Source organism: Thalassotalea algicola (genome assembly GCF_012932965.1).
GTDB lineage: Bacteria > Pseudomonadota > Gammaproteobacteria > Enterobacterales > Alteromonadaceae > Thalassotalea_F > Thalassotalea_F algicola.
Map to the genome: position 1 here is coordinate 145,641 of NZ_JABBXH010000007.1, position 11,601 is coordinate 157,241.

The 11,601-nt window shown below is 37.1% G+C and carries 15 protein-coding genes; 8 read left to right on the forward strand and 7 right to left on the reverse strand.

The window, feature by feature from the left end:
- The first annotated feature begins 40 nt into the window (after nucleotides 1–40).
- Nucleotides 41–715 carry a nitroreductase family protein gene (locus tag HII17_RS17320; protein ID WP_169076631.1) on the forward strand — a complete coding sequence of 225 codons (675 nt, stop codon included), beginning with the start codon at nucleotides 41–43 and terminating at the stop codon, nucleotides 713–715.
- Here the strand turns inward: HII17_RS17320 and HII17_RS17325 are convergent.
- The 3 genes from HII17_RS17325 to HII17_RS17335 are packed head-to-tail and all read right to left on the reverse strand — an operon-like array spanning nucleotide 710 to nucleotide 1,858.
- Entirely contained in the window at nucleotides 710–1,297 is a 588-nt protein-coding gene (locus tag HII17_RS17325; protein WP_169076632.1) for an acyl carrier protein phosphodiesterase, read from the reverse strand. The genes HII17_RS17320 and HII17_RS17325 overlap by 6 nt on opposite strands.
- Before the next feature lie 7 nt (nucleotides 1,298–1,304).
- Nucleotides 1,305–1,514: a hypothetical protein gene (locus HII17_RS17330; protein WP_169076633.1), complete on the reverse strand. Its 210-nt coding sequence runs from the start codon at nucleotides 1,512–1,514 to the stop codon at nucleotides 1,305–1,307.
- A gap of 2 nt (nucleotides 1,515–1,516) precedes the next feature.
- Entirely contained in the window at nucleotides 1,517–1,858 is a 342-nt protein-coding gene (locus HII17_RS17335) for a ribonuclease E inhibitor RraB (protein ID WP_169076634.1), read from the reverse strand.
- An 84-nt stretch (nucleotides 1,859–1,942) separates the two neighbouring features.
- On the opposite strand from HII17_RS17335, the gene HII17_RS17340 reads away from it, so the two are divergent.
- On the forward strand, nucleotides 1,943–2,827 hold the full coding sequence (locus HII17_RS17340; protein WP_211185404.1) for an RluA family pseudouridine synthase: 885 nt from the start codon (nucleotides 1,943–1,945) through the stop codon (nucleotides 2,825–2,827).
- On the opposite strand, the gene dapA is transcribed toward HII17_RS17340, so the two are convergent.
- From dapA to HII17_RS17360, 4 genes are all read right to left on the reverse strand, one after another.
- The gene (gene dapA / locus HII17_RS17345; protein ID WP_169076636.1) at nucleotides 2,811–3,719 is read right to left on the reverse strand and encodes a 4-hydroxy-tetrahydrodipicolinate synthase; all 909 of its coding nucleotides are present in this window, start codon (nucleotides 3,717–3,719) and stop codon (nucleotides 2,811–2,813) included. The two genes, HII17_RS17340 and dapA, sit on opposite strands and share 17 nt — an antisense overlap.
- Nucleotides 3,720–3,786: 67 nt before the next feature.
- Nucleotides 3,787–4,170: a hypothetical protein gene (locus HII17_RS17350; RefSeq protein WP_328824566.1), complete on the reverse strand. Its 384-nt coding sequence runs from the start codon at nucleotides 4,168–4,170 to the stop codon at nucleotides 3,787–3,789.
- A 4-nt stretch (nucleotides 4,171–4,174) separates the two neighbouring features.
- Nucleotides 4,175–4,918, reverse strand: coding sequence for a type 2 periplasmic-binding domain-containing protein (locus tag HII17_RS17355; RefSeq protein WP_169076637.1), 744 nt, complete (start codon nucleotides 4,916–4,918; stop codon nucleotides 4,175–4,177).
- Nucleotides 4,919–5,029: 111 nt separating this feature from the next.
- Nucleotides 5,030–5,791: a DUF4097 family beta strand repeat-containing protein gene (locus HII17_RS17360; RefSeq protein ID WP_169076638.1), complete on the reverse strand. Its 762-nt coding sequence runs from the start codon at nucleotides 5,789–5,791 to the stop codon at nucleotides 5,030–5,032.
- Nucleotides 5,792–5,881: 90 nt separating this feature from the next.
- On the opposite strand from HII17_RS17360, the gene HII17_RS17365 reads away from it, so the two are divergent.
- From HII17_RS17365 to HII17_RS19410, 6 genes are all read left to right on the forward strand, one after another.
- Nucleotides 5,882–7,168: a CinA family nicotinamide mononucleotide deamidase-related protein gene (locus HII17_RS17365; protein WP_169076639.1), complete on the forward strand. Its 1,287-nt coding sequence runs from the start codon at nucleotides 5,882–5,884 to the stop codon at nucleotides 7,166–7,168.
- A gap of 160 nt (nucleotides 7,169–7,328) precedes the next feature.
- A complete protein-coding gene (locus tag HII17_RS17370) occupies nucleotides 7,329–7,655 on the forward strand; it encodes a hypothetical protein (RefSeq protein WP_169076640.1) in 327 nt (108 codons plus the stop codon).
- 40 nt (nucleotides 7,656–7,695) lie between these two features.
- Complete coding sequence (locus HII17_RS17375; protein ID WP_169076641.1) at nucleotides 7,696–9,387, forward strand: DUF342 domain-containing protein; 1,692 nt, start codon at nucleotides 7,696–7,698, stop codon at nucleotides 9,385–9,387.
- A gap of 15 nt (nucleotides 9,388–9,402) precedes the next feature.
- A complete protein-coding gene (locus HII17_RS17380) occupies nucleotides 9,403–10,200 on the forward strand; it encodes a YggN family protein (RefSeq protein WP_169076642.1) in 798 nt (265 codons plus the stop codon).
- A 154-nt stretch (nucleotides 10,201–10,354) separates the two neighbouring features.
- Nucleotides 10,355–10,759, forward strand: a complete 405-nt coding sequence (locus HII17_RS17385; RefSeq protein ID WP_169076643.1) for an ExbD/TolR family protein — start codon at nucleotides 10,355–10,357, stop codon at nucleotides 10,757–10,759.
- A 396-nt stretch (nucleotides 10,760–11,155) separates the two neighbouring features.
- Complete coding sequence (locus HII17_RS19410) at nucleotides 11,156–11,272, forward strand: acyloxyacyl hydrolase (RefSeq protein ID WP_169076644.1); 117 nt, start codon at nucleotides 11,156–11,158, stop codon at nucleotides 11,270–11,272.
- The last annotated feature ends 329 nt before the right edge of the window (nucleotides 11,273–11,601 follow it).

Here is an 11,601-nt window from a genome sequence, read left to right on the forward strand (position 1 = left end):
GATACTCAATGCAGTTAAAAATAATAAATAAGGAATATAAATGCAATCACACGACTGTTCACCGTTAGCTGACTTTATTGAATATTCTCCAGAAGAAATGTTGTTACGTTCAAGTGCATTTTATGAAGATTTAAAGCGCCGCCATAGTATTCGTAAATTTAGCGATAAACCTGTTGCTAAAGAAATCATTGAAAATTGTATAAAAGCTGCAGGCACGGCACCAAGTGGTGCAAATCACCAACCCTGGCAGTTTGTGGCGATCCAAGACGCTGACATTAAACGTCAAGTGAGAGAGCAAGCAGAAAATCATGAGCGCGGTTTTTATGAAGGTAGAGCAGGAGATGAATGGCTAGATGCACTAAAACCTTTAGGTACTGACTCAGAAAAACCTTATTTAGAAATTGCCCCTTGGCTAATCGCTATCTTTAGTGAGAAAAAAGGCGGAATCACTAAAGAAGAAAAAAATAATAATTATTATGTACATGAGTCGGTCGGAATCGCTACAGGTATGCTTATCACAGCGCTACACAACGCAGGCTTAGCTACATTAACACATACACCTAAACCTATGTCATTTTTGAATAAAATTTGCCAGCGTAGCGACAACGATCGGGCCTACATGCTTTTGATTGCTGGCTACCCAGCAGAAGATGCGACAATTCCAGCACACGCACAAGTAAAAAAATCACTTAAAGATATTGCTACTTTCCTATAATAGCTCGTCGATTTTCTGTTCCACAAAACGTTGTAGTTCAGGAAAAAAAGTTAAAAATGCCTGTTGATACTCATCTAAAACAGGCATTACTTCATCAGCCGCACCTAGCAAATTATTTTCAAAACGAATTCTTCGACTAACACCATTAATCGCGCCAGAGATTGATTGGCTAGATTGATACGCGAGCAGCCAATTTTGCGCGGTCATTTTTGAGACGACATTGGCCATTCTTTCTGGCATCAATTGATGACTGACACTAAGCTCGTGATAACACTGGTTGGCAAATGTTTCCAACGAAATATCTGAATATGCTTGCCAATTCTTTGCTAATAAATGATCAAAAACGATATCAGAAATAATTCCTGAAAAACGTTTTCTACGCGAAGATAATAACAATTTTAGCGCCCTAACCTGCTCATGGTTATCTGTAAATTTATCAATTGCACGATGCAAATGAATACCAATAAGGACCTGTTCAGGCAAGTGACCTAACTGATTCCCTTTTATAAAGTCCCCCATTAAATTGCCAATTCGTACTGCAGATATATTCGGCGATAATAATAAGTGAGCTAAATAGTTCATATTGAAACTAGCTAATATCTAATTCAATATCAGTACAGCCTTTTTGGCAATAGACTTTTGCCGTTACTGCTTCAGTCTTAAGTTCAAATTGCAGCAATTGTTGACAATGTCTGCACTTAACTTCTTTGCCGGCTAACACTTTTTTAATGAGCGTTTTTTGATCATTAAACGATTTTTTACTCTGTTTTTGTAAATGCGCTAATGATGACAATTCCATATTTACACCACTGACTGACAATACCAGCCATCATATTGTCCCCCAAAAACAGGGCAATGCTCTTGAAGTAGCGCTTGATAAGCAATTATATTTTCGTAGCTTAGCGGCATAAATGGGTAAGCTGTAATTTCCCAAGGTAGCTCTGGGTTTCCTTCATAGCTACAGAAAGAAAGTTTTTGCCCATTTTCTAACAACAAATGTCCAAACTTCAACGCTTGTTCTTGGCTAGGGAAAATTACCGAAAAAGCCACTTCATGCTCTTTATCAAGCGTTACACCTTGCTCATTTAGTTGCCACAATGCGTTACCGATTTCATCTTCTGGGAATAACTCTTTATCTCTCATGTGCAATCTTTCTTTGGAAAACTCTCTTACATGTTATTATTGGGCATTATAGCCATTTTTAAACCTTAAACAGCTGATATTTTTGTGTCCACTTTTGAAATCCATATAACAAATTCAGAACTGCCAATGTCGGCGTTAACCTTACTTCAATCTAGAACTTCCCTTAACAATGCCGAATTGAAGTCAGCAATTGCTAAAGGTGCGTTATGGCTAGAAAAAGGCAAGTCTGTTCAGCGCCTTAGAAGAGTTAAAAAGCTCATAAACACCAATGAGACACTTCATTTTTACTACAATGAAGATGTGCTCAGCCAAGCCCCCCCAGAAGCAAAATTAATTGATGATCAACAATCATACTCAGTTTGGTATAAACCGTATGGAATGCTATCTCAAGGCTCGAAATGGAGTGACCATTGTACTATCACTAGGTGGGCACAATTACATCTCCCCAATGAACGTGCTTGCTTCCTAGTTCACCGCTTAGATAGAGCTACTTCTGGCCTGATAATAATTGCACACACTAAAAATGCCGCTAGAGCCTTTAGCAAGTTGTTTGAACAACATGAATTAACTAAAAGCTATCATGCTGTGTTAGCGGGAAATATCGACAAATTACCATTTGAAGTTTCAGTGTCAGAGCCGGTAAACGACAAACATGCAGTAAGTCACTTCAAACAATTAGCGACCAACATAGCGCAAACACTTAGTTTATACGAAGTCACTATCGAAACGGGAAGAAAGCATCAAATAAGACAACATGCCAAGTGGCTAGGTAGCCCGATTGTTGGTGATAGGCTTTATGGCGAGGACTCTATTAACCAAAATTACCCGGTAAACTTGCAACTATGTGCAGTCAGGTTAGCATTCGGCTGCCCTTTATCTGGACAGCCAAAAGACTATCGATTACCTAAAGCGCTTGATCTATCTATCCAAACAGCAGAACAAAACGCGATTACTAGCAACAGTAATTGAACAGTTGGTCATCAAGTATTGATAAACCATCACCAACTAAATGAGCTTGTTCAAATTGTTTAAGTAATGCAAAGCCTTCTTCTCGCTGTGTTTGAGTTAATGCTTGGTATGGCAAGCGAAAGTTGGGATTAACAGCGCCTGTCATCATTAAAGCAGTATTAATGGCAATAGGGTTAGGTTCACAGAATAGCCACTTCATTAACCCTTGTAATTGATCATTTAATTCAGGTTTATCACTATCCATCAGGCTACGCATTAATTCTGGTACTATATTCGACGTAACAGAGATCACACCATGTGACTTAAATTTATGTCGTCCGGTAAAACTTTCATCGTCATTGCCCGACCAACATGCAATACCGCGTTGTTCGTAATAATCAATACGTTCATTACCAGCACATTCTTTTACACCAATAAAGTTATCTCTATCAGCAATTGCTTCAATAATATTAGGTGTTAAATCTTGTCCTGTACGCCCTGGCACGTTGTAAATAAAGGCAGGCCCGATATCCAGCACTTTATTAAAGTGCTCAATTACCCCTGCAGTTGAAGTGCGGCCATAGTATGGATTAATTTGAAGCGCAGCATGCATACCTGTAGCAAATCCATTTTCTGTCGCCTTAATTGCTTCTCGTGTGTTATTACTGCCAGTATTCCCGACGATTATCAGTTTTTCACTATATTTATGAGCACTGTGAGCAATCAGCATTAAGTGCTCTTCCCAACTAAGCAAATGTCCTTCACCGGTTGTGCCGCCAACAATAATGCCATCTACTCCAGATTTTATCTGGCGTTCAACAAGCTGATCATAAACAGCCAAATCAATTTCACCGTGTTGATCAAATGGTGTTTTTATTGCGGTAATTAGACTCGCTTGCATGATAGGTTTCATCGGGCTCTCTTAAAGGGTTTTGTTATTGAATTTACGCTTGTGAACTTTCTAAACTTAAGATGAAAAGTTAGCAATGACCGATGTTATCAATAACCCGTTTGAGGATAAAGGATTCTTTCGAGACAATATGTTGGTATTCAAAACTATCTGCATTCAAGTTTACTACTCTATAAACGTGATAATTATCTTCATTTGATAAATCGGCGGCATAGAGTTTTTCGTCAATTACTTCATTTTTAGTGATAGTAAAATGCATATCCCCCACTAATCCCCAATCACCTAATTCAATTACTTGCTCTTTAATCATTCCATCTTTAGACATAGTCATAAAGCAAAATTCAAAACTGCCATCGAGGTAGAAATCTGCTTGTTCGACAAAAGGGTTACCCTCTTCATCATGGCAATTTCTAATCCATCGCCCGATCAAGAGCTGTCGTTCAAAATTTTTCACACTATTATTCTTTAAGGTGATATTTGCGTTTTATTTTATCAACTAAAACCTTTTGATTGACAAGAAATTGATTAAATTTTTTTATTATCTCGGGATATTGAATAGAAGAAAAATGGTAATGATATTCTTGGTGGTAAATGCCATCAGCTAAAATTATTTCCCCTTCCTTTCCTATTGCTCGCAAGTAATTGTTTATCACATTAAGATCTATGTTAGTTGCTAAAGAGTTTCCATCAATAACATGTCTAACAACAGCCAACGGCTTTGATTCTTCTATAAGGTGAACTTTTTTATCCGTAACTTCTTTAAGCCATAAGGTTGGAAAGAAACCTCGTACTGTTGAAATAGATGTGATGTCCCTTCTATTTAAACCAGCATTGCTTTTAAGCACATAGGTACCAGCCATGAGCTTTAACAAGGGTTCTGAAAAAGTTATTCCAAGTTTATTTGAGAAATCATTCCGCCACCTGAAATTATCAGGAAATTTAAAATCGATATTATGTTCTAAATACCATTTATCGAAACGCTTAATTGGTAATGGGACAAATTTGAAAGGTAAATTATGATGGTCAAAAAACGCCTTTAATACATCATGAGCAAAACTTGGCCTGATAGGACCTTTGCTATCAAAGCTAAACAATGGGTAGTAATCTACATCTTCAACTCCTACCAAAAATACTTTTTTCTCTGCCAGAACAGCTTGAGAAAAAAAAATGGAAATTAAAAATATTGTTAGCTTCGGCGACATAAAACTTAATAACGATGTGAATATTATCAGTTTTATTGTAGCTGATAGAGTAAGATCTAGCGCAAAAAACCGTACTTAATAATGAAAGTACGGTTTTTCTTTTGTGACATTTTATTTTGTAAGCACTTTTATACTGCCATTTACACTTTCTAGAGAAAGCTTGGTAGATGCATTGCCAACACTACCTTTCATATATTTACCAGCGAATAGCTTTTTCTCAACCGACAAACCAAAATCACTTTTTATACTGCCATGCATAGTTTCCGCATCGACTTTAATATTCGCATCAACAGGTAGATAAACCTTTATGCTGCCATTAACAGTATCCACATCTATTTTATTTACAGAGTTAAGCTCAGAATAAGAAACAATAACGCTACCATTTACAGAGTTAAGCTCACTGTTACCTGAAAGGTTATTGGCTTCAATGGAACCGTTAACTAAATCTACGTCTAGTTTGCCGCTCACTTCATCAAGAAGTAGCGAACCATTTACTAGATCAACTTCACTGTCGGCTACACTAACAGGTAATTTAACCTTATACGCCACACTGCCTGAACTGTGATTGTTCCCCCAGGTAGAATCCTTATATTTCGTTTCTACCGTAACATCACTGCCTGATTGCTCCATTAAAACGGCAATTCGTTCCATATCATCAGCATTTTTTGCCGTTATCGTTGCAATAACTTCGATTTCATTACCCGAAGCTTTCTCTATTTCAACGCGACCATTAATATTCTCTATCGAAAATGAAGCGCCACTTTCTACTATAAAACTTTTTTCAATGACTTTTGTTTCTTCAGCTTGTGTTGTAGTAGCAAAAAGTGAAGAAGCAACAATTAGGCTCGCTATATTTAAATTGAATTTTTCCATTTTATTGTCCCATTCATTTGTTATGATTTTAATGTGTTAAATAGGTAGACGTCATCAATAACTCAAAAGGTTTAAATTAAGGATGAAAAAATGTTGAATGTGCAATTATTGCTAACAGGAAATGAGTTAATGTCTGGGGACATTGTCGATAGTAACTCTGCGATGATCGCACAAAACCTCGCAGAAATTGGGGTAGCAATTAAAAGAAAAGTTACTGTGTCTGACGAGTTTTCCGATCTCGTATCAGAAATCGAGCTAATGAGTCAGCAAGCAGACTTATTAATTATAAATGGTGGCTTAGGCCCAACAGTCGACGATTTAACGGCGGTTGCTTTAGCAGAAGTAGCTAAACTGGAAATTGTTCAACACCCTGAGGCCTTGGCTCATTTAACTGACTGGTGTGAAAAACGCAACTTTAAGTTAAACGAACCTAACTTAAAACAAACCATGCTACCAAATGGTTGTGAAGTAGTTCCCAATGCTATCGGCAGTGCAGTTGGTTTTAAACTTAACATCAATCAATGTGACGTATATTGCACGCCTGGCGTTCCTGTTGAGTTAAAACTTATGCTTGCAGAACAAATAATACCTTCAGTAGAAAGCCAGTTGCCAACTGTTAGCCATCACCATGTATCTCGCTATCAAGTATTTGGCATTGGTGAATCAAGCTTGCAAAAACTAGTCGATGAACAATTACCTGATTGGCCCGAAGATATTGAATTAGGCTTTAGAGCTTCAATGCCAATACTTGAACTGAAATTAACCTCTAAAACGGCTCTGGCAAAGCTAAACAAGGCTAAATGGTTAGATAAGATTCGGGCACTTATTGGCGATCATATCGTTGGTGAAATTACCGATAAACCGAAATCTTTTGGTGAACATATTCAACATTTATTAAGAGCGCAAAATAAAAAAATTACATTTGCTGAATCATGTACTGGCGGAATGTTAGCAAGTGCCATGACACGAATTTCTGGCGCATCTGAGGTATTTGACGCAAGCTTCGTCACATACTCGAACCTAATGAAACAAAATATAGTGAATGTTTCTCCTCAAACGTTAGAAAAATATGGTGCAGTATCGAAAGAAACAGTCATTGAAATGGCGATGGGAGCACTTGATCGAACACAAGCAAATCTTGTTGTATCAGTATCAGGAGTTGCGGGTCCAACTGGAGGTAGTGACGAAAAACCAGTAGGTACCGTTTGGATTGCTTGGGGAGAAAAGGAAAACCTCAATACTACTTGTTTGTATATACCTGGTAACCGCTACTATTTTCAGCATTATGTTACTGCAATAAGTCTAGATTTAGTCCGTAGAATGTTAATAAACAGTAATGAAATACCAAAATATTTGATAGAACGTCAAAAAGCTTAATAAATACAACAAATAACTCGCTTAAAATTTGCGTGTTTTAACAAAAATTAATATATTCAAGGAAAGCAAACTTATACTTTTAACATCGTGAGCAATTTTTTGACTAAGATGTTCTGATAATCATCATTGATAAAGGTATGAATGTACATGGGGAAACGTTTTGATCGATAAAAACTATATTACGAGTGGACGTAACACTATTATCCACAAAATTAGAAAGATGGACTTGATTATTCTTAACGGTCCTCATAAAACAGTAATTGTCAGTCATCGTGGAATTGGCGTCTATAATGGACCGATACCTCGCAAGAAGTCTGAAGCTAAAAAAGCGTATCAAGAAGTAATTGATTTAGGCTCTATCGATGTCTTTGGCGAAGAGAAAAAATTACTCTTTGTTCAAGCGTTAGATAATAAAGAGTATAAAATCGATTACACCAAAGAAGAAACTCCAAATTTTATTAAAATACATCAAGACAATTATATATAAACAATTATCTGTATAGACATAGTAGTAATTAGGTATACAAATGACCAAAGCAAGTTTATTAGCCAATGATAAGAATAATATAGACTTACTTTTAGAGCCTATAAAAGGTGGCGATTCGATCACTGATGCATCTATAGACCAGATGATAAGTGAGTCTGAATATACCGATTTATTCGTAAACACTTCAAATATTAAAAATGCAGTAGCAGAGCTCAATAATGTACTTAAACCTCTACAAGCAGGTAAAACAGGGAAAGAAGTACGCTATGAGATTTTAATTAGAAAAGACGCAACCGTTAAAATTAATATCGACAAAGATGAAATGTCAGCTGAAGCTGAAATTACCACTGCTATGGGTGGCGCTCATTTAAGTGCTAAGGCAATTCTAGATACCGCTAAAACCTATGGAGTCAAAAAAGGCTTCAGCAAGGATGACTTAATTAGAGTTGCTCATATGGCAGCTAAAGCGGAATCAGGTACTATTGTTAAGCATAAAATTGCACTAGGTAAAGAAGCAATTAATGGCCAAGACGCCAAAATCAAACCCTTAGTGCAAAGTGCTCAAGAGCGAATATTAAAGCCAAAAGAAAGAGAAGATGGTAGCGTAGATATGCGAGATCTAGGCGATATCATTTGTGTTAAAGAAGGCGACCCTTTAGCTAAAAAAATACCGTTAACTCCAGGCATAAAAGGATATACCGTCACCGCAACCCCTTTAACACCAGAACCTGGTGAAGATACTAGTTTAGTGCCGGGTGAAGGTACCACTATTAGTCCAAAGAATGAAAATGTACTAATTTCTACTAAGGTCGGCCTACCCAAAATAATTGACAACGGTATGGAAGTAGATGAGGTCTACAAGATAAAAAATGTAGACGTCAGCACAGGACATATTGACTTTCAAGGCAGTGTCATCATAGAGGGTGATGTCAGTGAAGGAATGAGAGTTGTTGCTAGTGGCGATATTACTATAGGCGGCTTTGTTGAGTCTGCACGCATAGAAGCTGGAGGCGACATCACCATTACTAGCGGTATCATAGGCAAGAAACAAGACGTTGAAGATATAAATTGTGACATTCGTGACTTTCAAATGAGCGCTGTAATAAAAGCAAAAGGAAATCTTTTTGCTAAATATTGTCAATACGCAGATATAACCTGTAGCGGCAATATCCGAATGGAAAATCAATTAATGCATAGCTTAATCGATGTGGGTGAGACACTATGGATTGGTTCCGAAGAAAGCGCGAATGGTAAATTAATTGGCGGATTAGTGAATGCATCTTCTTCTGTACATGCAGGCATAATAGGTGCAACTGCAGGTAGTAAAACATTAATAAACTTTGATAAACCAATAGAAGTATTTAGAAAGCAAATCGCAGAAATTGATGAAAGATTGGCCGTTGAAGATGAAAAGACGTCAGAACTGCAAGCGGCAAGTAACAAATTAAAAAAACTCCCTCCTGACCCAAAAACAAAAGCAATGCTGCAAAAAGTTGTTACGACTTACCAGTTCCATGCTAAACGAATGGGTGAGATACTAGCAGAGAAAGAATCGGTGGAGCTTAAGCAGCAAGAGTTCATGGCCTCTGTTTATGTTGAGGCAACTGAAAAATTCTACCAAAGTGTTGAAACTACGGTAGGAGACTTTCAGGAAAGGACTAAACGAGAATACCCACCAAGTAAAATGCGTTATAAAGAGCGCAAGATTATTATTGACCCCATTGTTAGTTAATTAAAAGGGTAAGATTTGAAATCGAATATTTATATATTGGCAGGCCTGATAGCGGCTAGTGTAATTTCGACTCCAGTAAATGCTGAGCACTGTAATGTAAATTTTAACTACGGTGTAATTATAGATCCTAGCCATGTAAGAATTCTCAATCACGGTCAAACTTACGTGCAAATCACTAATAATGAGCAACTATTTATCGGCGGAAGAGAAATAGTTCTAAATGAGCAACAACAAACCATAATTAATTCTTATAGCCAAGGTATACGTGACCAAGTACCTCAAATTGTTTCAATTGCAATTGAGGGTGTTGAAATAGGCTTAAAGGCTGTAAATAAAGTTATCGGTGGCCTTACTGGCGAAAATAGTGCTACGCATCGTAAGCTTCAAGAGAAGTTTGATGAAATGCAAATGCGATTGCGTAAGAAGTTTAACCATAGTAACGAAAACTATTATATTGCTCCTCAAGATTTTGACGACTTTGATGAGATATTTGCTGGTGAATTCGAGCAAGAAATTGAAGAAATAGTGTCAGAATCAATAGGTACAATCCTAATGGCCGTCGGAGAAGCTATGGCCAATAGAGATGAAGAAACAATAGAACAACGTGTAGACACTTTTGATGACAGAATTGAAAGTATGGGTGAAGATTTAAAACTTGAGATTGGCACTAAAGCCCACCAATTGGAAGAACGAGCGCAGCAGTTCTGCCAAGCTTTATCTGATTTAGACCAAATAGAGACAGAAATTCAGATAACCATTCCGAAATTAGCAGATTACAACTTAATCTCTTCAGAACGGAAACTGCACGAGTAAAAGAGAAAGATGAAGCACATTTTTCTGTCTACATCAGATTACAGATTGTGATACTATTTAGTAAAATTAATATCCTTTCGTTAGCTTTTTTAGTTTAAATTAGTTTAATATTACGAAAGGCATCGTAAAAATATAACAAATTCAAGGGTTCCCAATGAGTAGAAGAAGAAAGACAGAAGAAGGTAATGAAGCAGACGTAGATATGACACCTATGCTAGATATTGTATTTATCCTACTCATATTCTTTATTGTTACCACATCATTCGTTAAAGAGCTTGGCTTAGAAGTGACTAAACCTAAGTCAAATAGCACACAATCTAACAACGATCCTTCTATTGTTGTTAGCATATCGGATACAGGAATTGTTAGCTTCAACGGTAAAAGAGTTGATATTGAGCGTTTACCTGCTCGTATTGAAAACTTTTTAGCTGCTAATATTACTTCTACGGCAATTATTCTTCCTTCTTCAGATACGCGCCACGAAGATGTTGTGCTAGTAATTGATCAAATAAAACAATTTGATCAACTTACCATCGCTTTTGGTAAGAGTAAGTCTTAATCAAGTACTTAGCTAAAATTCACGTATATAAATGTGAACCATAATAGCTGTTTAACGAAAGCCTATTCTTTTGAATAGGCTTTTTTATTATTTAACCAGGTAAATAGCCTTACCTAACTTTCCTATTTGAAAGCCACTCTTACGCTTACTAGATAAGCATGATAAAAACCAACGCCATTAAAAGCCCCAAGCAACCTTTATTTTTAAAATTAATTCACTACCCTTGTCGCCAGTATAAACTGCTTAACTAATCTCTAGGAGGCATTGCCTACCAATAATTAAATAGGTAATGAGTATAATGGCTTATCTATAGTCTCGCTCATATAAATCAAACGCGTTGGGAAATAGAGATTTAGGTGATAACTGGATATTTGAAAATAAATTGACAGTCGGTTTTTGCCGCTTAACAATCACGCGCTTGCGCTCTCATTATCTCATTATTCAAATGCAGCGACTAACTCGGATAACGACGGCACTAATATCGTGTCATTGGAGTATAGTATTGCATGGTGAGTATACGTTGAAATGCAAAAAGCCCGCTCAAATGAGCAGGCTTTTCAATAACAGGTAACTTGCATGGCCCACGAATTCGCAGGGCTCATTCGACAAACGAGAACTAAGCCAAAGTATTGGCTTTTCTTAACAACGTATACTCTCTACTGACGTGAATGGACTCACTAATGTCGTGTTGCTAAAGATGGCAAGGAGCGTCCGAGAGTAAGACAATAATTACTTATGCGTATAAAACAAAAAGCCCGCTCAATAGAGCGGGCTTTTCAGTAATAGGTGCCTAGCAATGTCCTACTCTCACATGGGAACTCCCACACTACCATCGGCGCAGT